Source organism: Microbulbifer hydrolyticus (assembly GCF_009931115.1).
In the GTDB taxonomy this organism is placed as follows: Bacteria; Pseudomonadota; Gammaproteobacteria; order Pseudomonadales; family Cellvibrionaceae; genus Microbulbifer; species Microbulbifer hydrolyticus.
The window spans coordinates 2,076,244-2,099,826 of the sequence record NZ_CP047491.1 but is presented as its reverse complement, the minus strand read 5'-3'; the positions used below and the strand labels follow the sequence as shown (position 1 = coordinate 2,099,826).

Sequence of the window (23,583 nt, the reverse complement as noted above, 5' to 3'; positions counted from 1 at the left end):
GCCTCGTTAATGAAGCAATACATGCCTTTCGGAGCTTTCAGCCTTTATACTTGTCCTAAGCTATAAGTCGCCACTGCTCCGGAAGACCGCGTCCGGTTCATAATGACAGTGGGACGCCTTGATGTAGGACGTATAAAGAGACTCCTTATGCTTAGCAATCGAATAGCCGCACTGATTTCCGGCCTTTCCTTTTCCCTTCTGGTTATCATCTCGCCAGTTTCCCTCGCAGAAGTCGAAGAACTCAAGCCGCATGAAGACCAGGGCGGTACTGCCCGCGAGATCGTCAGCAAGCTTGAAATGCTGCACTACAACAAACTCAAGGTGGGGGATGAAATGTCCACCGGGCTGTGGGATGAATACATCGACAGCCTCGACCCCACCAGAAGTTACTTCTTGTCGTCGGACATCAATGAATTCCGTCAGTGGCGTACCAAGCTGGACGACGACCTGAAGGCTGGCAATGTTGACCGGGGATTCGAGATCTACAACCGCTACCGCATGCGGGTGTCGGACCGTCTCAACGACATACTGTCCCAGCTGGACAACGGCCTGCCCAAGTTCGACTTCACCAAGGATGAGTCACTGGAGTTGGACCGCGAGAAAAGCGAATGGCCGCAGTCCATCAGCGCGGCAGATGATCTGTGGCGCAAGCGCCTCAAGTCCAGTGTGCTGAATCTGCGCCTGACAGATAAAAGCGATGAAGAGATCGCGGATCTTCTCAAGCGCCGTTACAAGGGACAGCTCAAGCGTCTTGGTCAGCAGAACTCAGACGACGTGTTCGAACTGTACATGAATTCGCTCACCCGCCTGTATGACCCGCACAGCAATTACCTCTCTCCCCGCTCGCTCGAGAACTTCAACATGAGCATGTCGCTCTCGTTGGAAGGTATCGGTGCGGTACTGCAGATGGAAGATGAATACACCAAGGTTGCTCGCCTGGTGGCCGGCGGCCCTGCCGACCGCACCAGCAAGATCAAGCCGAACGACAAGATCGTGGCGGTAGGCCAGGATAAAGAAGGCGAAATGGTAGATGTCGTTGGCTGGCGTCTGGATGATGTGGTCGATCTGATTCGCGGTTCTGCCGGCACTTTCGTGCGCCTTGAAACCATCCCTACCGGTGGCGACGGTTCCCATCGCACCATCACCATCAAGCGCAGCAAGGTAAAGCTTGAGGACCAGGCGGCCAAGAAGGCTGTCTTTGAGTTTTCCGATGGCGAGCAGAATTACAAGGTTGGCGTCATCAACCTGCCCACCTTCTATATCGACTTCGAGGCCTACCGACGCCGCGACCCGAACTACAAGAGCACCACCCGCGATGTGGCCCGCCTGCTGGACGAGTTACAGAAGGAAGGCGTGGACGGTATAGTCCTGGATTTGCGCAACAATGGCGGCGGCTCCTTGCAGGAAGCCACCATGCTCACCGACCTGTTTATCGATCAGGGACCGGTGGTTCAGATCCGTCATGCCAACGAGCAGATTTCTCGCCACAACCGCTCCCGCTCCCGCGCCATGTATCGCGGCCCGCTGGTCGTGCTCATCAACCGCCTCTCCGCGTCCGCCTCCGAGATTTTTGCCGGTGCGATTCAGGACTACAACCGCGGTCTGGTCGTGGGTAACCAGTCTTTTGGTAAGGGCACGGTTCAAACCATGGCGCCTCTCAAGGAAGGACAGCTGAAGATTACCCAGTCCAAGTTCTACCGGGTGTCAGGTGACAGCACGCAGCACGCCGGTGTCTCGCCGGACATCAGCATGCCGCAACTGATCGACAGTGACAGCGTGGGAGAAAGCGCGTACGACACCGCCCTGCCCTGGGATCGCATTCACGCTGTGCGCCACGCGAAGTATTTCAACCTCAAGGAAATGGTCCCCGACCTTGCCCGCAAACACAACAAGCGTACCGAGGTCGACCCGGACTTTGTTTACCTGCGGTCTCAGTTTGACTACCAGACTGAGCGGGCCAACAGAAAGACCGTGTCGCTGAATGAAGAAACCCGTATACAGGAACGGGAACAGATGAACCAGGAATTGCTCGCGATGGAAAACCAGCGCCGCAAGGCAAAAGGCCTGGAACCTTACGAAAGCTTCGAAGCGATGGAAAAAAGTGAGTCTGAAGACGTTGAGCCCGTTGGTGGCCCGGTGGAAATCACACTGGAAGATGATCCAGTACTGAATGAAGCGGGCTACATCATGGCGGACTTTATCGGCCTAAAAAAGCACGCTAGCTCACCGCAGGTCGCCAACTTCGACTAACTGCCTGCGCTGATGTAATCACAAGGCCGGACACGCAACCGGCCATATAACGATTGAAAACCGAGCCCGGTATTCTCGCGAATAACGGGCTTCGGTTTTTTGACTTCTGGGGAGAGCAAATGAAAGTAGTATCCTTTAACGTCAACAGTATCCGTGCGCGACTGCACCAGATGGAAGCACTGGTGGAGAGCCACTCTCCCGATATCATTGGGCTGCAGGAAACCAAAGTTACCGATGAGGACTTCCCGGTCGATGTGATTCGCGACCTGGGCTATGAAGTGATCTACTTCGGCCAGAAGACCCATTACGGTGTTGCCCTCCTCTCCCGTTACCCGTTTGTCAAAAAGCAATACGGCTTTCCTACCGATGCCGAGGATGCGCAGCGCCGCCTTGTTGCCGGCCAATTTGATATCGGAGGAGACCAGCCGCTCACCGTGCTCAATGGATATTTCCCTCAGGGCGAAAACCGCGAGCATCCCACCAAATTCCCAGCCAAGCAGAAATACTACGCCGATCTGGATGCCTACCTGAACCAGGAGTGCGATAGCAAAGCACCGGTCCTGGTCATTGGCGATATGAACATCTCCCCGACGGACCTGGATATCGGTATTGGCGAAGCCAACCGCAAACGCTGGCTCCGTGACGGCAAGTGCAGCTTTCTACCCGAAGAGCGCGAGTGGCTGGAAAAGATCCACAACTGGGGGCTGATCGATACCTTCCGCGCCCAGAACCCGGAGACCGACGATCTGTTTAGCTGGTTTGATTATCGCAGCCGGGGATTTGACCGGGAGCCGCGCCGCGGCCTGCGTATCGACCTGATCCTGGCCTCGCAATGCCTGGCGGATAAATGCGTAGCGACCGGGATTGACTACGATATCCGCGGTATGGAGCGCCCTTCCGACCACGCACCGGTATGGGCTGAATTCGATATCTGATCCCGCGGGCCACTTGCGTACTGCAGAGGCGGAGCACCGCTCCGCCTTTCTCTTCCCTTAAACTTCCACTTCTCCGTAATTACTCGCTGAATGAGTCGACGCGTGGCGTCACATGCAGCTCGACACATTCGGTATTTCATATATTCCTTTTTTAATATATTCTCCGCGGCGGATCAAATGGAGCGAAACTGTGAATCCACTGGACTTCTACAAATGCCTCGCCGATGACACCCGGTTGCGCAGCCTGCTGCTTATCGCCCGTGAAGGTGAACTCTGCGTGTGTGAGCTCATGGAAGCGCTCAACCAGAGCCAGCCAAAGATCTCGCGCCATCTGGCGCAGTTGCGCCAACACGAGTTACTCAGTGATCGTCGCCAGGGACAGTGGGTCTTTTACAGTCTCAACCCGTCGCTTCCTAAATGGGCAAAGCAGGTACTCGACACGACGCTCACCGCTAACCCGGCATTTATGACTGAGAACACCAATGCCCTCGCTCGAATGCAAGCGCGCCCCCCGCGCAATGGCAAGTGCAGCTGATGCAATCGCAACACCAGAACGGACCTGTGCAAGGAAAACCATGAAAATCCTTTATATCTGCACCCATAACCGCTGTCGCAGCATCCTCAGTGAGGCGATTACCAACGCGTTTGGCGAGGGGCGACTGGAAGCGCGGAGCGCCGGCAGTCAGCCCTCCGGCGCTGTTCACCCGTTGTCACTGAAATACCTGGACGCACACGGTATTTCCACGGAGGGATTGCACAGTAAATCCTGGGACGATCTTGAAGGCTGGGTACCGGATGTAGTGATTACCGTCTGCGACAGCGCTGCCGCCGAAGCCTGCCCGATCTGGTTGGGCGATTCCTTCAAGATGCATTGGGGTCTGTCTGACCCTTCAAAGCTGGAAGGTAGTGACGAAGAAAACGCCAGGGCGTTTCAACAAACAATTCGCGTCATCAAAGACCGCGTGGAGCGTATGCTTGAAGCGCAAGTGGATCGTGAACATGGCAGTGCTCTGTTAGCGCTGATGAACGAACTGGCCTCAGAGGAAGTGTGATTGTGGGTATATTCGAACGCTATCTATCCCTATGGGTCGGGCTTTGCATCATTGCTGGCCTGCTGCTCGGCAATCTTGCCCCAGAGGCATTCCAGTTCATTGCATCCGTTGAAATGGCCCATGTGAATTTGCCGGTGGCGGTATTTATCTGGCTGATGATCTACCCGATGATGGTGCAGGTAGATTTTTCCTCGATCCGGCATGTCGGCGACAAACCCAAGGGGCTCGCTCTCACACTGGTTGTTAACTGGTTGATAAAGCCCTTTACCATGGCAGCCCTTGGCTGGCTGTTCTTCCGGGTTATTTTTGCAGACCTGGTCGACCCGCAGACCGCGCAGGAATATATCGCCGGTATGATTTTGCTGGGCGTCGCACCCTGCACCGCAATGGTTTTTGTGTGGAGCCAGCTCACCCGGGGAGATGCCAATTACACACTTGTGCAGGTATCGGTGAACGACGTCATCATGATCTTCGCCTTCGCCCCGATCGCCGCCCTGCTCCTGGGTGTCAGTGATATCACCGTACCCTGGGACACACTACTGCTGTCTGTGATTCTTTATGTTTTATTGCCGCTTATTGCGGGTGTTCTCACCCGCCGTGCGCTGGATTCGACCGAGGACCACAGCCGCCTGAACCGCTTTCTGGCAAAGGTTAAACCGCTTTCCATCGGCGGGCTGCTGGCCACAGTGGTACTTTTGTTTGGATTTCAGGCACAGACAATTATTGAAAACCCGCTAGCGATCGGCCTGATCGCCATCCCCTTGCTGATCCAGACCTACGGTATTTTCGCGATCAGTTATGCGGCAGCGCGCAGCATGAAACTGCCTCATAACATCGCAGCACCGGCCTGCATGATCGGCACGTCCAATTTCTTTGAGCTTGCGGTGGCCGTGGCGATCTCCCTGTTCGGGCTGCACTCGGGTGCCGCACTCGCTACGGTGGTCGGCGTGCTGGTAGAGGTCCCTGTGATGCTGTCGCTCGTTGCTTTTGCCAACCGTACTCGCCACTGGTTTGCGGGAAACTGAGAGCAGCATGACTACTGATTACACGCCCAACATAGATGTGGAATTGATGAAGTTTACGCTGCTGCTAAAAGACAAGCGCGATTTCTTTACGGATCGCTATTCAGAGCGTAAAGAGACCAGTGAGGAATTCAGCAAGCGTATTGATCAGCGCTCTATGTAAACCGAAAGTCTGCTGGCGGCAGCGTAAGCGCATGCCGCCCCTTTCTTTTTACTCTCCCAGCCACCGCTCCAGCGTTTCCGCCAGACTGTCTTTGCTCAGTGGCTTGGTGAGGAAATCATCCATGCCGGCCGCCAGGCAGCGCCCCTCAAACTGCTCTTCTGTGGTGCTGGTCAGGGCCACAATCGGCAGCCGATCATCGGGAGAATATTCACTCTCCCAGTGACGTAACTGCTCAATGATTTCGGCACTGTGCGTGGTGTTCTGCTGGCAATCCACCAGCACAAGGTCATAGTTGTTATCGGGAAGCCGCGAGAGTGCATCTTCGACCGCTGCAACGACTTCAACCTGATAGCCAAGTGTCTGTAGCATTTCTTCGGTGACACCCTGGTGCTGACGGGATTCTTCGATCAACAGCAGTTTTCGCTTGCGATTGACGTCGGCATTCGTGCATACCACCCGGCGACTGCTTTTTTTAATTCCGCCAAACAGGCGCAGTACAACCGCATCATGAAACTCTTTGCGGGTCACGGGACGGGCCAGGTATTGAGATTCCGGCTCTGCGGCGGCAAGTGGGGCGAACTCCAGTTTGTGACCGTAACCACCCAGGCACAGGAGCGGGAACTTTTTCGCTGCTGCTCCCGAGGATGCGATCACTTGAGTCACACCGCTCAACATGTTGGTATCCCCCATTGCCGGCGCCAGCACGACCAGTTGACCGCGGTCCATCGCCTGCAGCAACTGATCCATCGGTTCCGTGCTGCCGTCGTCCCAGTGTTTGCTGGTGACATCCATACCGAAGGACTCGAGCATCTGAACAATGCCGGCCACGAATAGCCCCTTCTGATGCAGCAGCAGTACATCGGTATCCTGCAGCCTGCGGTCTGGCTGAAGATAGATGCGCTGATTTGGCTCAATGGCGAATTTGATGACCGCTTGATAGCGATTTCCATCGGCAGAGGAATGGAGTTGCAGGTAGCCACCCATTGCTTCCGCCAGGCCCTTGGCAATGTTCAACCCGAGCCCGGTGGTAACCTGAGTGGTGTCCATACGAGAGAAAGCGCCGAACAGTTCGGATTCATCCGGCAGGATCTCCCCACCGCCGCTGTCGACCAGCTTGAGATTCAGCTGCCCTTCTTCGGAACTGAGCTGTTCAAAACTTGCCTCGCCCCACAACTCGCCGCTCTGGGCGATCACGGTTGCGGAGTCCACCAGGTTGCGGATCAACTGCGCGGTTTTACGGTTATCGCCCGTCACCATGACCGGCAGATCCTCACTGATCTGAAAATTGAACTCGAGACGCTGGCGCTGGGCTGCGCGCGCGGCAAATTTGAAGGCTTTCTCCATGGTGCGCACAAGGTTAAATGGTGCGCGGCGCAGGTGAATGTCCTTGCGCGCGACACGCGTAAACATCCCTACGTTGTCCACGAGTTTCAGCTGCTGATTACTCGAGTTTTTTGCCAGTCGCACCCACTCGCGCTGGCGGTCAGAGAGCCGGTCCCCTTCCAGCAGGGCGAGGGCACCCAGTGAATCAGACAGCTGGCTACGGAATTCCTGCCCCACATTGGCGAGGAACTCGTTGGTCACCTCAACCGCAGCTTCCGAATGTTTGCGTGCTGCAGCCAGATTACTGGCTTTCTGTTGCAGAGCCTGCATCGCTGCAACCCTGTCCCAGTAGTTTTCCGATTCGCGCCGAGCCTGATGGGCCATAAGCCAGACAAACGCCAGTGTCAGTGCGCCGTATATTGCGCCGAGGATATCGGAGGCGAGGAAACCCTGCAGCGCGGCTGGCACCAGGGAGCCGGCGAGGAACCAGGTGAGGAACCGGTGATAAGGCGAGAATACCGAAGCGACACTCGCACAGAACACGACCGTGTAGAGCCAGAGGAACTGCGTGGCGGGAGAAAAACCCAGCAAAAAGACGTGACTGTAAAGAACAACGCCCCACCAGATGGCACCGAGGGTCGATGCCAGAAAGTATCGGTGTCGCCACCGCTTTGGGCCGGTCGCATAGAGGTGCTCAAACCGGAAAACGTAGTACGCCCGAATCAGCGTCACCAGCACCAGCCCAATAGCCAGTACCAATACCAGTTTGGGCGACGTAGTGCGGAGTTCGCCAATGGCGACCGCGATGGCGAAAGCCACGAGGCTGAACAACATACCCCGGCGCGAGTATTTCGCAATCCGGGTATCAGTGCTTCGGCACACCCGGCGGTCCTTCTGGACCTTGAGTTCGGGATGATCAAATAACGGCATATAAAATTCCGGCGAACGCTCCCTGTGTCCGAATTGGGGGAAGGAGCGGCTGAGGCCTTACTGGCCCAACCCCATGACTTCAACCAGCACAGTTTTCACCACGAAGCCCAGCAAACCCAGGCCAAGGGCGGTAAACAGAATGAAAGTACCAAAGCGGCCCGCCTTCGACTCTTTGGCCAGGTTCCACACGATAAACATCATGAACAGAATCAGGCCACCGATTCCAAGGATCAGGGAGTACTCTTCAAATAACTCAAAGCTCATGGCACATATCTTCCGCTACAGCTTTCCGGAGTTACTTCGGACCAGTGCGCCAGAGCGGTTTTCTGGCAGAGGGCCTAGTTGCCCTGATCTCGGTCTTCCGGCGAAAAATTGGCGCGTATTGTATAGGAGCTATTGGTACGAAACCACGAATTAGCGGCCGAGATTGTCGTTCATTCGCAGGAAGACCGAATGTGAACCGCTGATCGGCCACCGGGACGGGAGTCCGCGCAGGCAAGCCGCGCGGGCCAGGTAGGCCAATTAGCCAATTCAGTAGGGTCGGCTCGCTGGCCCGGAAAACGGTCGCTCAGGCACCCTGATAATAATCGCTGTCATCAACGCGGGTGCCGCATTTGATCCTTCGTACTTCGCGGTCACGGTATCGGCTGTCGTGCCAGCACCGGGGTAGTGATTCGCCAGACAAAAACTGCAGCTGAGACTTGTCAAACACCTCGGGATCCTGAACCTCTTCTCCCCAGAGGTAGCGCCCGACAACTGTCAGTTCATAGGGATTTGCGAGTGTAACGATATCAGCTACATCAATCAGGTGTTTACTTCCGGCGTCGCGAAGCAGCATGGTACAGCCCCTGTTTCTTCTCAATGACTTCAAGTATAGGGAGAAAATAACGCCACCCATGCCTGGATTTACGGTTCGTCCGGCCAGATCCTGACCGGAATATTAAATAACCAACCTTAAAATAGTTCGATATTATCGGTAGAAATAAACAAATTATTGCCGATTAATGGACTAAAATGGAACTTAAGCTCGATTTACAACCAAAAACCGCCAAAATATTCGTCGGCAGCTGGGAGATTCCCGTTCCGGAGCCACCTCGCCAGCGCGCGCATTAACGCTCCAGCGTAAGTCGTGCCGAAACCATGCCCTCTTCCGCAAGAGCGTCCACGCTGACAGAGCGGATAATGAAGCGCTGCTGTAATAGCGTGTTTAGCCAGGGCTGGAGATCCTGATAACGCGCCTCATCAATCCACAACCGGATCCGACCATCGCCTTCCGGTTCAAACCGTTTGATCGTCACTTTGTGATTATTCGCCGCCGCAGTTACGCGCTGAAGAAGTGTCCCCTGGGCCTGGGATTGCCCCCCGGTATTGCGCTGGATACGCTCGAGCTGTGGACGCTGTTTTTCTATCCAGGCCAAAAGCTCTCGGGACTGCTCCGCTTCTGAGCGAGCGTTGTCAAAAAAGGACTGAGCGGGCTTGAATAGCCCAAAAATAATAAATATCGCGCCAAGGAAAAGTATCAGCATCCCGAGGGCGCGCTGATCATTTGCTGGAAGCGCCGCCCACTTCTGGCGCCACAATTCAATCGTTTGCTTCATAGTAATGAATGATCTTGTTCTGATTATTTCGCCCGGTAGCGGCACTGCGCTCATCGCAGTCGAATACGCCCTGAAACCCCATCTTCCAGCTCATTTGCGGCCAGGAGCTCGGCCTTGAATTGGCCACTGCTCAGTTTGCCCACTACCGCATCGAGCTGGCCGAGGTTGGCTGCCCGCAGCTGCAATACAAGCTCACCGCGGTTGCCATCAAAGCGCATGGACTGGAGCTGTAGATCCCCCGATTTACCGGTCGTCCATACCTGACTCAACTGCTGTAGCTGGCTTGCAAACTCACCGCCACCGCCGGAAGACTGGTTGAGATAGCCGGTAATCTGACGCCGCAGGTCGGCACTGGGGCTGTCCCCCGGGAAAATTTCGCTGAACATGGCCCTGGCGGCGTCATCCGCCCGCCCGGCCTGCACTTTGTAATAGCTGCCCGCAGCCACAAAAAACACCAGCTGCAGCACGAAACACGCCGCCACCGCAATCGCGGGCTTTTTCCACCAGGGGCCGGTATCGGACGCCAGTGTGATCTGGAAATCTCCGGTGAGAAGATTGCCAGGTACACCGGCGCCCATGGAAGTGAGAAACGTCGTGTCGGGCGCCTCACCTGCGGTTTCCACGGTCGCCAGCTGCTCGAACGTAGCCAGCTCCAACGGCGTGGGGTCACCAAAGACACGCAGCGCCGACTGGCCCGATTCGGGTTCAGCGGACTCACCCTCCCCGCCCTCGAGGTCACTGGGAGTGAAGAGACTTTCCGCAATTACACCCGCCAGAGGGCGGGCGACTGAAAGGCCTTTACCTGCCGCCAGCCACACATGGGCACGCTCGTCGTCCAGCCAGATCGCCGAGGTGTCACCCGTGTTGGCCAATACGCGATACTCGGGGATGGCACCGATAACCGGCCAGCCAAGGCGCTCGATCTGCCCTTTGAGCGCCGCCAGCTTATCGCTGGACACGGCCAGTACGCTGCACAGGTCTCCGGACACCGGCTCGCATACGAAGTGCAGGTCTTCGACGTCCTCAGCCAGTTGCTCTTCCACCATATACCCCACGGCACTGCTCTGTCGGCGCGCGGCACGGGGGATAGCTTCAAGGCCATTCCATACCCAGCTACCTGGAACCAGTACCACTACCCGGTCTTCGGGCTGGAATTTCAAAGCATCGTCATCACCGTCATCTTCCCCGGATTCGCGCTGGGTAACGTCTTGCCCGGAACCGGGAATAGCGTAACCGGTTGCCGAGGCTCCAAGGCTTCCAGCACTGAATGCATGCTGAAAGGCTTCATCGGTGGCCACTGCCTGCCAGGCGTTATCTTGCCAGCGTTGCAGCAAAACGTTGCCCGCAGCCTGTATCTGATCGCCACTATGCGATCCGGCAACGGGCTCACGCAGCCTGAGTAATTTGACTTCCTGGCTCAATTAATCCCCCAGTAATTCCTGCAAAAACTGCCCGGAAAACTCGCGCCTCTGGCGCTGTATCACTTTTACCTCGCCAGTGGTGGTGTCGAGCTTCAGCGTCGATTCCCAGTACTGACGGTGCTCCAGACCCAGCTGCACGGCAATATGCGCGACATAATACGCGCTGTTGAAATCCAATTCTCCACCCCCGGTTATACCGAACCCGGACAGTTCGCCCGCATCCGTAAACGGAGTGCCACCTTCCCGATAGTTGATCAGCCCAGCGACGTTGGCCGATGGAAACATCGCTGACAACAGTTCCTGTGAAGCGGTATTCACGTTCACTTTTGTACCCGACTCCGGCAATGCGCAGAGCTCCGGAGCGATAACTTTCCACTCCTGGGGTTCAATCCCCTGCCCCGCGCTCAGCTCGGAAACGTCGGTAATAAACGTATCCGGTGTGCGGTGTGCGACTTCTTGCCCCAGATAACCATTGTCTTCGGTGCCGGATGAGAGCGGCGTATCCCCTGGATCAACCCAGTCTTCTATGGCCATAGCGGTATCTGCCCGCCCGCCCAGGTTGCGCACCAGTCGTTGCAGGACCTTGCTCGCCGATGCTTCCCCGCCCCCGGGACCACCGCCAGCAGCTTGATCCATTGTTAAATTATTTACATTAAAACAAGACTGTAAATCTTTGATTTGTATGCGTATTTTTCCGTTATCAGGGTTAAATTCGACGAGCTTTTGCGCCCATGGCTCGAGCAGGTTATCGCTGGCAGCGGTGGCGGCACGATCTTCTTCGAAATCCTTTTCGAGCGCGATGATTGACCACGCTTCCGCACCGTGCACAAACTCGGCAAGCTGGGTGTTGGCGAGTATCGCACTCGTCCGGGATATCGCGAGCCGATTGCGAGTCACCGCATGGGTCACTGCGGCCACGGCGATGACCATTACAAGCAGCACGGTGATCAGTGCGACGCCACGTTGACGCTCCGGATTAGCGACGATCATTGAGCTTCACCCTCACCCCGGCGCCCTCCATCGCCGCCGCTGCCAGAGCCACTACTGCTACTGGATCCGTCCCTGTCATTGCGTTCGTTATCATCACCGTCGCCACCGCTACTGCCCGAGCCCGCAGTACCCGCGACCACCGAATATTCGGGCAGCGAGAACACGCGCCGCATTTCACCACCACTTCGGGTAATCAAAACCACTTCTATGGCCTGCGGCAATCGCAGGTCCACCGCTCCGGGAGTTGTCGTAGATGATGCCGGCGGCCACTGTGCAAGCCACGCCTTGGAGTCCCGGTCGTAATATCGCAAATTGAGCTCTACCACTCCGTCGAGAATAGGTTCGGCAACCGGCTCGGAGTCGGGCCCTCGATCGAGCACCCGCCAGCGGCTGCGCAACAACAGCGCGGTGCCGTCATCTTCGCCGCGCTCATATCGCCCTTCGGAGCCCTCCTCGGCATAACCAATGCCGTAATGCAGGCGCTGCAGATTGCCGCGCGGCTCGCCGGTCAGGTTTGCGGCCCCCAGGCGGGTGAACTCAAACTCATTGGTCACACCCTGAAATGCGGGCTCATAACCGCTGTAGGCGTTTTTGACTGGCCGAACGGTAAGCTGGCGCAGGTCGTCGTCCATGCGATACATGGCCATTGAGAGGCGACGCATTTGATCCCCGCGCGCGGTGAGGACACGGTCGGTGGTAAAAAACGTTTCCAGCAATGAATAGGAGCCGATGCCGATGATCGATACGATCACCAGCACCACCATGATTTCTATCAGGGTAAAGCCCCGTGCGGCCGGCTTGGCAACTCGCCTCATGATCATCCTCTCCCTTCGGTGGCCGCACCCGTCCCGGCACCTGCGCCGACAGACTGAGCAACCCAGGAGTCGATGGTAAGGATGGGTGCCTCGGCTTCGGGCCTCCCCACCTGCACCACGATATGCCGCATCTTAGGTTCATTGGTGGTCTTGACCTCGGCAGTCACCTGCCACTCCCGGTCTGCCAACAGTACCTTCTCGGTTTTCTTGCCCAGCGGCGGCCAGTCGGTACGCAGGCGAATCTCGGCAAGTGCCTGCTGGGCCACCCAGTTCGCGGTCAGACGCTCCTCGAGGGCAGCCTGTTGACGCACACTGTCCTGAAGTGTTTTCAGCACACTCGCGGCAATCACTCCAAAAATGACCAGCGCCACCAACACTTCCACCAGGGTAAATCCCCGCTGGCGCATCCAGCCCGCGCGGCGCGGACGATACTCAGTATTCATCGCTCTGCCACTCCAGCTGCATACCGTAGAGACTGCTGTAGGAAATAATCGCCGCGCGTCCGATATCGCCGTTTTTCATCAGGAAAAAACCGATTTCCACCGGCAGTACTTCACCACTGGAAAGCGCGGCAAATTGCGGCAGGACCTCTTCGTCATCCTTGCCGCCTTTCTTTGCGCTGTCGCTACCAGTGACGCTGCTGGGGCGGCGATCTCCGCCGAAACTGGAGTCGCTATCCTTGGCACCGGGCAATTCTGTCTGGGAGAGAATTTCCAGACGCATGGTGGGAGGGAGCTCATGCGCAGTAAAGCGCTTGGCATTAGCGGCAGCAGGCTGACCGGAAAAGTCCATCTGCTGCCACTTCATCAGGCTGGAGTCGTAGCGAACTACCGTGTAACCAGTTTCTTCGAACACGACACCGTAGTGCGCCTTGTCGATTAGAGCTCGATCAGCCACGAGCTGCAAAAGGTTCGCAAGGCGCTGGACTTCTCCGGTCCACTTGCGGCTATCCGTATTATTCAGGGACAGCGTCGCCATACCTGCCAGTGAAGCGATGATAACAATCACCACCAGCAGTTCGATCAGGGTAAATCCCCGTTGGCGGCAGGCTGCGACGCGCATCAGATTAGCTCTGATGAGCCTCAGAGCTCGGAAGCGAACAGGTCAGCGGATTCGCCTTCACCACCCGGCTTGCCATCGGCGCCCAAACTAAACAGGTCATACGGGCCGGAGCTTCCCGGGCTGATGTACTGATATTCGTTGCCCCAAGGATCTTTCGGTGCTTTTTTCAGGTAGGGCTCGTTCCAGTTTTTCGCTTCCGGAAAACCGGATGGCTTGGTGACCAGCGCTTCCAGGCCCTGGTCAGAACTCGGATAGACAAAGTTGTCCATGCGATACATATCCAGTGCTGTCGAAATTGCACGCAGGTCGACAGTAGCCGCCTTCATGCGCGCCTCTCCAGTACGCCCCATAATATTGGGCACGACCAGTGCGCCAAGCACACCAAGGATCACGATAACCACCATGATCTCAATCAGGGTAAAGCCCCGGTTATTGCGCAGATTTTTCATTTCTCACCTCGCGGATACAATTTTCCGGGCCACAGGCCCGCAATCTTTTAACTGATTGACGTTTCAGACAACCAGCTGATTCATGTTCATGATCGGCATCATGATAGCCATTACGATAAACAGCACGATGCCGGCCATTACCAGTAGCATGATCGGTTCGAACAGGCTGACGAACGCGGTCACCGCGCCCTGCAGGTCCCGCTCCTGGTTTTCTGCCGCGCGCACCAGCATCTGGTCCAGTGTGCCCGACGACTCACCACTCGCAACCATATACGTCATCATCGGTGGAAAATATTCCACATCTTCCAGAGCCCGCCGCAGGCTCCCGCCCTCGCGCACGAACTTCTGTGCAATTTGCAGGCGTTCTTTGAGGAAATCGTTGCTCATTACCCCGCTGGCAATTCCCATAGCCTGCACAAGCGGCACGCTACTGCCAGTTAGAATCGCCAGCGTGCCCACGTAACGTGCGCTCTGGCCGCCGCGTACCAGCCAGCCCACAGCGGGCATATCCAGCAACCGGTGATGGAAATGGTAACGGAAGCCCGGGCGACGCAGCAGCAGCGTCCAGCCGACCACCAGAGCGATGATCGCGGGCGGTATCAGCCAGCCCCACGCGGAAATGAAATCACTGATCGAAACCAGTATTCGGGTCGCCAGCGGAAGCTGCTGGCCCGTTCCGGTAAAGACTTCGATAACATCGGGAACCACGTAAACCATCAGACCGGTCACCACCAGTACGCAGATAACCACGAGCACCAGTGGATAGATCAGCGCCAGCTGCACCTTTTGCCGGAATACCTGCTGATTTTCGGTGTAGTCCGCCAGCCGCTCGAGAACATCGTCCAAATGGCCCGAGTGCTCCCCGGCCTCTACCGTCGCTCGATAGAGCTTGGGAAAGGCCCGTGGAAAACCGGCCAGCGCCTGGGCAAAACTGTGCCCTTCCATCACCTTGGCGCGCACTGCCAGCACGATCCGGCGCACTTTCTGGTTGCGGGACTGGTTGGCGATGGCGCCGAGGGTTTCTTCCAGGGGAATGCCGGCACGCAGCAGTGTGGCAATCTGACGCGTCAGCAGTGCCAGCGCCTTGACGCTCAGCCCCGGACTGCCGGAAAGGATACTGGCACCGCCAGATGCAGCGGATTCGGATGCTGCCGTCACTTCCAGCGGAATCAGGCCTTTGGCTCGCAACTGCTGACGCGCGGCTTTAGCACTATCGGCCTCAAGCGTGCCGCGATTCTTGCGGCCGCCGCTGTTAAGCGCGGTGTACTCGAACGCACCCATTTCAGGACTCCTGGGTTACCCGAAGTACTTCTTCCAGTGAAGTTTCACCGGCGAGCACCTTGGCTACGCCGTCTTCGCGGATACTGGGGCCCAGCTTTCGGGCCTCCTGGACCAGCGCATTCTCGGATGCGCGGTCATGAATTAACTGACGCAGTTTCTCATTCACCGGCACCAGTTCATAGATGCCGATACGACCGAGATAGCCGCTGTGGTTACACTTTTCACAGCCGCCAGGGCGGTAAATGATCGTCCCCGCGCCCTCTTCCACGCCCAGCATTCTACATTCAAAGCTGTCTGCCTCATGAGGCTGGCGACACTCTGGACATAGCACCCGTACCAGCCGCTGGGCCAGCACGCCGATCACACTGGAGGACAGCAAAAAGGGCTCGATACCCATGTCTACCAGACGTGTAACCGCACCCAACGCCGTGTTCGTATGCAACGTGGAGAGCACCAGGTGACCGGTCAGACTCGCCTGAATGGCAATCTGCATGGTTTCGAGGTCCCGGATCTCCCCCACCATCACCACATCCGGGTCCTGGCGCAGGATCGCCCGCAGCCCGCGGGCAAACGTCATGTCAGCCTTGGTGTTGACCTGGGTCTGGCCAACGCCTTCGAGGTTGTATTCCACCGGGTCTTCCACGGTGAGAATATTCTTCTCGCGGTTGTTGATACTGGCAAGGCCAGCATACAGGGTGGTGGTTTTACCGGAACCGGTGGGACCAGTTACCAGCAGGATGCCGTGGGGACGCCCGAGAAGCTCGGTCATGACCTTCAGGTCCTGCTCCGCCATGCCCAGCTGGCGCATGTCCATTTTACCGGCCTGCTTGTCCAGCAGGCGCATCACTACGCGCTCACCGGCAGAGGACGGCATCGTCGACACACGCACATCGACCTCGCGGCCACCCATCAGCAGCGAAATCCTGCCGTCCTGGGGCACACGCTTTTCGGCAATGTCGAGCTTCGCCATCACCTTGATACGGGAAACCAGCAGTGGGGCCAGTGCGCGGCGCGGTTGCAGCACTTCCCGCAGCACACCATCTACCCGGAAACGGACTACCAGGCGCTTCTCGAAGGTTTCAATATGGATATCCGAGGCACCCTGCTTGAGTGACTCAGCGAAAATGGCATTGATCAGTTTTACGATGGGGGCATCGTCTTCCTGCTCGAGAAGGTCTTCCGTCTCCGGCAGGGAATCGGCAACTGCTGCCAAGTCCAGGTCATCACCCAGCCCCTCCACGTCTGAGAGGTTGCCACCCTCGCGGTTCTCGTACTCACGCTGGAGCGCCTCCTGGAATGCTTCCACCTCAACCGCGGCAGCGCCCAGGGGTACCTCACAGAGACGCTGTACTTCCGCAAGCACACTGGGGTTGAGCGGCGCAACGTACTGACAAACCGGTGTGCCGTCCACTTCCGCCAGAAGCACCCGGTGGCGCTTGGCGAAGGCATAGGGCAATCGTTTTACCGCAAGATCCGTCATCACTTGACGACCTCAGGCTCCACTGGAAGCAGTTCTTCGGTTTCGGTGTCGGCTGGTGGCGGCAACAGGTCCGGCAGGGTCTCCCCGCGGTTCCAGTCCCAAATACGGCTGGTGTTGTCGCGCAGGTTCAGCTGCTTTTCCTGGATGTCGCGGTAGCGCTTGCGGGTTTCCTCATAGCCAGCGATCTGGTTGCTGAGGATCTTTGGCCGCAGGAACACCATCAGATTGGTCTTGTCCACGTCTTTCTTGGAGTTGCGGAACAGGCGGCCGAGACCCGGGATATCACCCAGCAGGGGCACCTTCTCATTGATCTCGGTGACCTTGTCCTCGATCAGGCCGCCCAGCACCAGGATGGCGCCGTCGTCGATCAGGACCTTGGTGCGGATTTCACGCTTGCTCGTCACAATATCGGATGCCGCAGAACTGGCTACGGGCAGTACGTTTTCAACCTTCTGCTCGATTTCGAGCGTCACGGAGTTGTTGTTGTTGACCCTGGGTGTGACCTTGAGCGTGGTACCGACATCCTGACGCTGGATGGTGGTGAATGGATCGTTATTGCTGCCGGACAGCAACTGCTCGCCGGTAATAAACGGCACATTCTGGCCGACCAGGATTTCCGCCTCTTCATTGTCGAGCGCCATGATGGTTGGCGTGGACAGGATGTTCGCGTTGTTCTCGCTGGCCATGGCATTGATTGCCAAACGTATATCCGTACCACTCAGGAAGCCAAGGTTGAGTCCGGAGCGCGCCAGGTTGGCCGGTGCGAGGGAGAACGGGTTAACTTCCGACAGGACATTGCCGTCGTCATCAATGATCGGCGTTTGGGCAAAGTCATTCTGAAATCCGGCGAAAACATCGTCGTCATTACCGGCGATCCATTTCACACCGAGGTTATTGCCGGTGCCCTCGGTCACCTCGACAATGATGGCCTCGATTAGGACCTGCGCACGGCGCACGTCAAGCTTGGCAATAACACCTTTCATGGTTTCCAGTAAGGATGGCGGCGCGGTCAGGACCAGTGCATTCAGTTCCTCATTGACCTGAATGCTCACCTCGACATCGGCTACCTGCTGATCCTTTTCGGTTTTCTGGATACTGCCACTCATGCCTTCAAGGATTGGCTTGAGGTCTGTGGCACTGGCGTACTGCACGTAAACAACCGCCGTATTGCCCTCGCCGGTCAGCGGCTGGTCAAGGCGTTCGATGACTTTTTTGAGCTGCTGTCGGGTAACCGGATCGCCGGTCAGGAGGATACTGTTTGAGCGCTCATCGACGGCAATGCGCAGCGGCTGCACATCATTTCCGGCTTGTTTGCCGCCGCCCTGGAGAAGCTCATTGATGACCTGCTTGACCTCTTTGGCCGAAGCAAACTGCAGGGGCACCAGCTCGATGTCGATGGCTCCGGCCCGGTCGAGCTGCTTGATCAGGCGCACAATCTGGTCGATGTTCGCCGAACGGTCGGCGACGATTAACGTATTGGTGTCCGCATAGGCAGCCAGATGACCGGTCTGCGGAATAAGCGGCCGCAACATGGCGATCAGCTGCGCTGCGGAAATGTTCTCGACTTTTACGGTACGCACCACAAGCGCTTCGCCCGGTGCGCGAGTCGACTCATCGATAACCGGGATCGCCTGTTGCTTCGCCAGTGCATCGGGTACGACTTTCCAGGCATCCCCCTGCTCTACAAGGCTGAAACCATTGACCTGCAGCACCGACATGAACACGTCGAAGGCCTGCTGGTGGCTCATCGGGTCCCCGGCAACAACCGTGACCTTACCTTTGACATTGGGGTGGACAATGATGTTTTTGCCGGTGAAATCGGCGGCCCAGTTGATCAGGTCGCGGATATCGGCGTTATCCAGTGAAAGAGTAACCCTCTCCGGGGAAGACTGAGCCAGCACCGAAAACGACAACAGAAAACCCAGGGCGACTGCTACCAGCCGTCGGTGAAACACGCTCATCATTATGAATTTGACTCTAATTCTTATTTGGTCGGTAAATGTATGGTCTTGTTAAACGCGCACCCTCCCCCGGGCGCGCACGACGAAATTAACGCTGGTTGGTCCGCTGTCGCTGGCGGGCCATTTCCCGTAACTGTTCCAGGCGATCACGGATCGACTGTTGCTTATCCGACCGCTCAGAGGTCGCATTGGCGCTGATGACCTTGGCGGCCTCGCCCGCATAATTTGCATACTGCTTGGGAACAGTCGGGCGCCCTTCGGCATCCGGGTAGGTCAGTTTTTCCATCTGCCCATTACGACGAAGAATAATATGATCGACCTCGACGGAATAGACCTCTGCCCCGCCCGGTAGTTTCTCTCCCACGAAGATTCGCTCGGCCGGCTTGCCGCGCTCCGCCACCAGAGCGCTGGCATGGTCGCCCACACTACTGCTGAGTACGCCGGAAAGCACGAGGTTTAGCTGCGTAATGGGAATATTTGCAAGATCAAGTTCGGGCTCGGCCTCTGTTTTGACCGGAGCGACGCCGAAGAAGGCCGTCGAAGGAAGCGACACTGTCTGATTGGAGCCCGCTGTAGTGCGCGTGCTGCGCTCGGCCAGAAGGCCACCGTCAGCCTCGGATGGAACTGCCAGGTGCCCATACGCCATGACATTGACCGCCAGCCACCCACCGACAACGGCGACGGTAGCCAGCAGGCTGCGCCGCGCGGTGTTTCCGCCGGAGGCGGCCGGGTTTTGCAGGGCATTTGATAATGTGCGTTTTACCAAAGACATGATTAAATCCCGTCTCGGCTGTACCACAGACAGCTTAGTTCTACTTATTGGGGCGCCTATTCTCGGGGCTAGCACCAAGAAAGGCAATGTTACCGGGAGCATAGATTAATAAATAACCAATCAATACGCAAAGCCCGATAACGCACGCCAATACCACACCATTAAAAAAGGCGGCTTGCGCCGCCTCTTTCTGATGTCAGTATATGAACTGCTGGTTACAGTTTTGCTTCCAGCTCCGGTACTGCATCAAACAGGTCCGCCACCAGGCCATAATCTGCCACAGAGAAGATCGGTGCCTCTTCATCTTTGTTGATGGCGACGATTACCTTGGAGTCCTTCATGCCCGCCAGGTGCTGAATGGCCCCGGAAATGCCTACAGCGATGTACAGGTCCGGCGCAACGATCTTGCCGGTCTGTCCGACCTGCATGTCATTGGGTACAAAGCCGGCATCCACGGCAGCACGGGATGCGCCAACCGCCGCACCCAGCTTGTCGGCCACCTTGTTCAGCATTTCAAAGTTTTCGCCATTCTGCATGCCGCGGCCACCAGAAATGACGACGCGCGCCGCAGTGAGTTCCGGACGGTCGGATACCGCCAGCTCTTCGCCGACGAACTTGGAAACCGCTGCATCATCGGTGATATCAACGGCTTCGACCGCAGCGCTGCCGCCTTCAGCGGCGACCGGATCAAACGCAGTGGTACGCACAGATGCGACCTTGATGGCATCTGAGCTCTGTACGGTCGCAATCACGTTACCCGCGTAGATCGGGCGTTTGAAGGTATCCGGGCTCTCGACAGCAATAATGTCGGAGATCGGTTGAACGTCCAGCAGGGCAGCAGCGCGCGGCAGCATGTTTTTCCCGGTGGTGGTCGCCGGCGCCAGAATGTGGCTGTAGTTCTGACCCAGGTCAGCCACCAGCTTTCCTACGTTCTCTGCCAGTTGATGCTCGTACGCCGCATTATCGGCCACCAGCACCTTGCTGACGCCGTCAACCTTCGCAGCGGCTTCGCCCACGGCTCCGCAGCCACTACCGGCTACCAGTACGTCGATGTCACCACCGATGGCCTTGGCGGCCGCAATAGTATTAAGGGTGGCGCCTTTCAGTTCGGCGTTGTCGTGCTCTGCAATTACAAGAATGCTCATCAGATTACTTTCGCCTCGGTTTTCAGTTTTTCTACCAGTTCCGCTACATCGGCAACCTTGATGCCTGCCTGGCGCTCGGCCGGCGGCTCAACTTTCAGGGTCTTGGTGCGCGGGGCGATATCCACACCCAGCTCGTCAGGGGTGGTGACATCCAGAGGCTTTTTCTTGGCCTTCATGATATTGGGCAGGGAAGCGTAGCGCGGCTCGTTGAGGCGCAGGTCGGTGGTAACCACCGCAGGCAAGGTCAGCTCTACAGTCTGCAGACCACCGTCGATTTCACGGGTCACCTTCACGGAACCCTCTTCAACGTTGACCTCGGAAGCAAAGGTGCCCTGCCCCATACCCGTCAATGCCGCCAGCATCTGACCGGTCTGGTTGTTGTCGCCGTCGATGGACTGCTTGCCCAGAATAACCAGCTGCGGCTCTTCTTTTTCCACTATCGCCTTGAGGCACTTGGCGACAGCCAGTGGCTGCAGCTCAGCATCTGTTTCCACCTGGATACCACGATCGGCACCCAGCGCCAGCGCAGTTCGAATCTGTTCCTGACACTGTTTGGGGCCCATGGATACAGCGATGATCTCGCTGACCACACCCTTTTCTTTCAGGCGAACCGCTTCTTCTACGGCGATCTCACAGAAGGGGTTGATGGACATCTTTACGTTGGCAGTGTCCACATCTGAACCGTCCGCCTTCGGGCGGACTTTCACGTTGTAATCGACAACGCGTTTCACAGCTACAAGAACTTTCATGAAAATCCCGTCTCAGTAGTCTACTTAGAAGTTGCAGCCCGATCGCCTGAGCGGTTCAGGGGCAACATGGGTAACTCGGGCAGCCTCCCGGCCGAGTACTGTGGTGGCCCTGCCAGACCCGCCTGCGGCGAGTGAATTCCGGCACCTGCGAGCCACCAATAAGTTCAAACAGTTGTTTGAGCGGCGTGTATGTTGGCCCTTTCAAAGGCCAAAATCAATAGTTGAATACTAGGCATAACCGTCATTCACAGGATCAATTTCAGGTCATAATTACGCCCTATTCAGCGGACCGGCATATTGCATTTTGCCCTCTTTTTGCCACCGGAAATGAAAAGTCCTGCAATTGGTAGGGTTGTTAATAGCCCGATATAATCGGCCGACTTATAAACTGCCTGCCATAATTTGGCGGCTGAATAATGCACTTGCTGAGGAGAGACCTGTGGAACGCGAGTCAATGGAATACGACGTAGTCATCGTGGGTGCAGGCCCTGCGGGACTTGCCGCGGCAATCAAGCTGCGCCAGATCAACGAAGACATTTCCGTGTGCGTAGTGGAGAAAGGCTCCGAGGTAGGTGCCCATATTCTCTCCGGAGCGGTTTTCGAGCCGACAGCACTCAACGAACTCTTCCCGGACTGGAAGGAGCGCGGCGCCCCGCTGGAAACCGCGGTAGAAGGCGATGATATCTATGTGCTGCGCGGCCCTGAAAGTTCCATCAAGGTCCCGAATATGCTGGTGCCGAGCACCATGCATAACGAAGGTAACTACATCATCAGCCTCGGTAACCTCTGCCGCTGGCTCGCCGAACAGGCCGAAGCGCTGGGTGTAGAGATCTTCCCTGGCTTCGCTGCGGCTGAAGTCCTGTTCAATGAAGACGGCTCCGTCAAGGGTATCGCCACCGGCGATATGGGCGTCGGCGCTAACGGCGAGCACAAAGACAGCTATATGCAGGGCATGGAGCTGCACGCCAAATACACCCTGTTTGCCGAAGGTTGCCGAGGCCACCTGGGTAAACAGCTGATTGCCAAGTTCGGCCTCGACGCCGACCGCGACCCACAGCATTACGGAATCGGTATCAAAGAGATCTGGAAGATCGACAGCGCCAAGCACAAACAGGGCCTTGTTGTGCACACCGCTGGCTGGCCGCTGGACGAATCCGGATCGGCTGGGGGCGGCTTCCTGTATCACCTGGAAGAAGATCAGGTAGTGGTAGGGCTGATCACCGATCTGGCGTACAGCAACCCGCACGTCAGCCCATTTGATGAGTTCCAGCGCTACAAGCATCACCCGGTCATCAAGCAGTACCTCGAAGGCGGCCAGCGTGTTGCCTATGGTGCGCGCGCCATTGTCAAAGGCGGCCTGCAGTCACAGCCGAAGATGACCTTTCCCGGCGGCCTGCTGATCGGCGACAACGCGGGCACCCTGAACTTCGCCAAGATCAAGGGCAACCACACCGCGATGAAATCCGGCATGCTCGCCGCAGAGTCCGTTGCCGAAGCGCTTGCGGCTGAGCGCAGCAGTGACGAGCTGACTGATTACAGCGAACGCTACAAGAACAGCTGGGCCTGGAAAGAGCTGCACATGCAGCGCAACTTTGGCCCTGCCCAGCACAAGTGGGGCAACATCATCGGCTCCGCCTATGCCTTTATTGATATCAACCTGTTCAAAGGCAAGCTGCCCTGGACCCTGAGCGACAGTAAAGCGGACCACGCACAGCTGAAGCCGGCGGCAGACTGCAAGAAGATCAGCTACCCGAAACCGGACGGGGTACTGAGCTTCGACAAACTTTCCTCGGTGTTCATTTCCAACACCAACCACGAGGAAGACCAGCCGTGTCACCTGACCCTCAAGGACAGTGACATCCCGCTGAACCACAACCTGCCGATTTATGACGAGCCGGCGCAGCGCTACTGCCCTGCCGGTGTTTACGAGGTCATTGAGGAAGCAGGTAACAAGCGCTTCCAGATCAACGCACAGAACTGCGTGCACTGTAAGACCTGCGACATCAAGGATCCCACGCAAAACATCGTCTGGGTAACCCCGGAAGGTGGCGGCGGCCCCAATTACCCGAATATGTAATCGGGCAACAGTCAGTTTTCAAGGGCACCTCCGGTGCCCTTTTTTGTTGCCCGCACACCAGAACGAAAAAAACCGGATGCTGTTTCCAGCACCCTGTAGGTCAGGCAA

Annotated in this window: 23 protein-coding genes; 7 read left to right on the top strand and 16 right to left on the bottom strand. The window is 57.0% G+C overall.

The features are described 5' to 3' along the window. The first annotated feature begins 147 nt into the window (after window positions 1-147). The 6 genes from GTQ55_RS08840 to GTQ55_RS08815 all read left to right on the top strand — a co-directional run bounded on the left by GTQ55_RS08840 (window position 148) and on the right by GTQ55_RS08815 (window position 5,422). Window positions 148-2,250 carry a carboxy terminal-processing peptidase gene (locus tag GTQ55_RS08840; protein WP_161858403.1) on the top strand — a complete coding sequence of 701 codons (2,103 nt, stop codon included), beginning with the start codon at window positions 148-150 and terminating at the stop codon, window positions 2,248-2,250. 119 nt (window positions 2,251-2,369) lie between these two features. After that, on the top strand, window positions 2,370-3,185 hold the full coding sequence (xthA, locus tag GTQ55_RS08835) for an exodeoxyribonuclease III (protein WP_161858402.1): 816 nt from the start codon (window positions 2,370-2,372) through the stop codon (window positions 3,183-3,185). Between the two features lie 190 nt (window positions 3,186-3,375). After that, on the top strand, window positions 3,376-3,720 hold the full coding sequence (locus GTQ55_RS08830; RefSeq protein WP_161858401.1) for a metalloregulator ArsR/SmtB family transcription factor: 345 nt from the start codon (window positions 3,376-3,378) through the stop codon (window positions 3,718-3,720). 40 nt (window positions 3,721-3,760) lie between these two features. Next, window positions 3,761-4,237, top strand: coding sequence for an arsenate reductase ArsC (locus GTQ55_RS08825; protein ID WP_161858400.1), 477 nt, complete (start codon window positions 3,761-3,763; stop codon window positions 4,235-4,237). A 2-nt stretch (window positions 4,238-4,239) separates the two neighbouring features. After that, complete coding sequence (gene arsB / locus GTQ55_RS08820; RefSeq protein ID WP_161858399.1) at window positions 4,240-5,262, top strand: ACR3 family arsenite efflux transporter; 1,023 nt, start codon at window positions 4,240-4,242, stop codon at window positions 5,260-5,262. A 7-nt stretch (window positions 5,263-5,269) separates the two neighbouring features. Then, on the top strand, window positions 5,270-5,422 hold the full coding sequence (locus tag GTQ55_RS08815; RefSeq protein ID WP_183946540.1) for a hypothetical protein: 153 nt from the start codon (window positions 5,270-5,272) through the stop codon (window positions 5,420-5,422). A gap of 48 nt (window positions 5,423-5,470) precedes the next feature. On the opposite strand, the gene GTQ55_RS08810 is transcribed toward GTQ55_RS08815, so the two are convergent. The 16 genes from GTQ55_RS08810 to GTQ55_RS08735 all read right to left on the bottom strand — a co-directional run bounded on the left by GTQ55_RS08810 (window position 5,471) and on the right by GTQ55_RS08735 (window position 21,398). Next, window positions 5,471-7,675, bottom strand: a complete 2,205-nt coding sequence (locus GTQ55_RS08810) for a hybrid sensor histidine kinase/response regulator (RefSeq protein WP_161858398.1) — start codon at window positions 7,673-7,675, stop codon at window positions 5,471-5,473. 57 nt (window positions 7,676-7,732) lie between these two features. Further along, the gene (locus tag GTQ55_RS08805; protein ID WP_161858397.1) at window positions 7,733-7,939 is read right to left on the bottom strand and encodes a DUF2788 domain-containing protein; all 207 of its coding nucleotides are present in this window, start codon (window positions 7,937-7,939) and stop codon (window positions 7,733-7,735) included. 304 nt (window positions 7,940-8,243) lie between these two features. Continuing rightward, a complete protein-coding gene (locus GTQ55_RS08800) occupies window positions 8,244-8,513 on the bottom strand; it encodes an acetyltransferase (RefSeq protein WP_161858396.1) in 270 nt (89 codons plus the stop codon). A gap of 271 nt (window positions 8,514-8,784) precedes the next feature. Beyond that, window positions 8,785-9,327: a type II secretion system protein GspM gene (gspM, locus tag GTQ55_RS08795; RefSeq protein WP_237567897.1), complete on the bottom strand. Its 543-nt coding sequence runs from the start codon at window positions 9,325-9,327 to the stop codon at window positions 8,785-8,787. Beyond that, window positions 9,324-10,694, bottom strand: a complete 1,371-nt coding sequence (gene gspL / locus GTQ55_RS08790) for a type II secretion system protein GspL (RefSeq protein ID WP_161858395.1) — start codon at window positions 10,692-10,694, stop codon at window positions 9,324-9,326. Before gspL ends, gspM begins: the two co-directional genes overlap by 4 nt. Further along, complete coding sequence (gspK, locus tag GTQ55_RS08785) at window positions 10,695-11,684, bottom strand: type II secretion system minor pseudopilin GspK (protein WP_161858394.1); 990 nt, start codon at window positions 11,682-11,684, stop codon at window positions 10,695-10,697. It lies immediately after the preceding gene. Then, window positions 11,681-12,499, bottom strand: coding sequence for a type II secretion system minor pseudopilin GspJ (gene gspJ, locus GTQ55_RS08780; RefSeq protein ID WP_237567896.1), 819 nt, complete (start codon window positions 12,497-12,499; stop codon window positions 11,681-11,683). Before gspJ ends, gspK begins: the two co-directional genes overlap by 4 nt. A gap of 2 nt (window positions 12,500-12,501) precedes the next feature. Beyond that, on the bottom strand, window positions 12,502-12,942 hold the full coding sequence (gene gspI, locus GTQ55_RS08775; RefSeq protein ID WP_161858392.1) for a type II secretion system minor pseudopilin GspI: 441 nt from the start codon (window positions 12,940-12,942) through the stop codon (window positions 12,502-12,504). Then, window positions 12,932-13,561 carry a pilus assembly FimT family protein gene (locus tag GTQ55_RS08770; protein ID WP_161858391.1) on the bottom strand — a complete coding sequence of 210 codons (630 nt, stop codon included), beginning with the start codon at window positions 13,559-13,561 and terminating at the stop codon, window positions 12,932-12,934. Before GTQ55_RS08770 ends, gspI begins: the two co-directional genes overlap by 11 nt. Before the next feature lie 20 nt (window positions 13,562-13,581). Then, window positions 13,582-14,010 carry a type II secretion system major pseudopilin GspG gene (gene gspG / locus GTQ55_RS08765; protein WP_161858390.1) on the bottom strand — a complete coding sequence of 143 codons (429 nt, stop codon included), beginning with the start codon at window positions 14,008-14,010 and terminating at the stop codon, window positions 13,582-13,584. Between the two features lie 63 nt (window positions 14,011-14,073). After that, the gene (gene gspF / locus GTQ55_RS08760) at window positions 14,074-15,291 is read right to left on the bottom strand and encodes a type II secretion system inner membrane protein GspF (protein ID WP_161858389.1); all 1,218 of its coding nucleotides are present in this window, start codon (window positions 15,289-15,291) and stop codon (window positions 14,074-14,076) included. A 1-nt stretch (window position 15,292) separates the two neighbouring features. Next, window positions 15,293-16,771: a type II secretion system ATPase GspE gene (gene gspE / locus GTQ55_RS08755; protein ID WP_161860086.1), complete on the bottom strand. Its 1,479-nt coding sequence runs from the start codon at window positions 16,769-16,771 to the stop codon at window positions 15,293-15,295. Next, the gene (gene gspD / locus GTQ55_RS08750) at window positions 16,771-18,735 is read right to left on the bottom strand and encodes a type II secretion system secretin GspD (protein WP_161858388.1); all 1,965 of its coding nucleotides are present in this window, start codon (window positions 18,733-18,735) and stop codon (window positions 16,771-16,773) included. Before gspD ends, gspE begins: the two co-directional genes overlap by 1 nt. 85 nt (window positions 18,736-18,820) lie before the next feature. Further along, window positions 18,821-19,504 (bottom strand): type II secretion system protein N, encoded by a 684-nt coding sequence (locus GTQ55_RS08745; protein WP_161858387.1) that lies wholly within the window; start codon window positions 19,502-19,504, stop codon window positions 18,821-18,823. Window positions 19,505-19,719: 215 nt separating this feature from the next. After that, a complete protein-coding gene (locus tag GTQ55_RS08740) occupies window positions 19,720-20,649 on the bottom strand; it encodes an electron transfer flavoprotein subunit alpha/FixB family protein (protein WP_161858386.1) in 930 nt (309 codons plus the stop codon). Continuing rightward, window positions 20,649-21,398, bottom strand: a complete 750-nt coding sequence (locus GTQ55_RS08735) for an electron transfer flavoprotein subunit beta/FixA family protein (protein WP_161858385.1) — start codon at window positions 21,396-21,398, stop codon at window positions 20,649-20,651. Before GTQ55_RS08735 ends, GTQ55_RS08740 begins: the two co-directional genes overlap by 1 nt. Before the next feature lie 454 nt (window positions 21,399-21,852). On the opposite strand from GTQ55_RS08735, the gene GTQ55_RS08730 reads away from it, so the two are divergent. Next, a complete protein-coding gene (locus GTQ55_RS08730) occupies window positions 21,853-23,475 on the top strand; it encodes an electron transfer flavoprotein-ubiquinone oxidoreductase (RefSeq protein ID WP_202620700.1) in 1,623 nt (540 codons plus the stop codon). Window positions 23,476-23,583 lie beyond the last annotated feature (108 nt).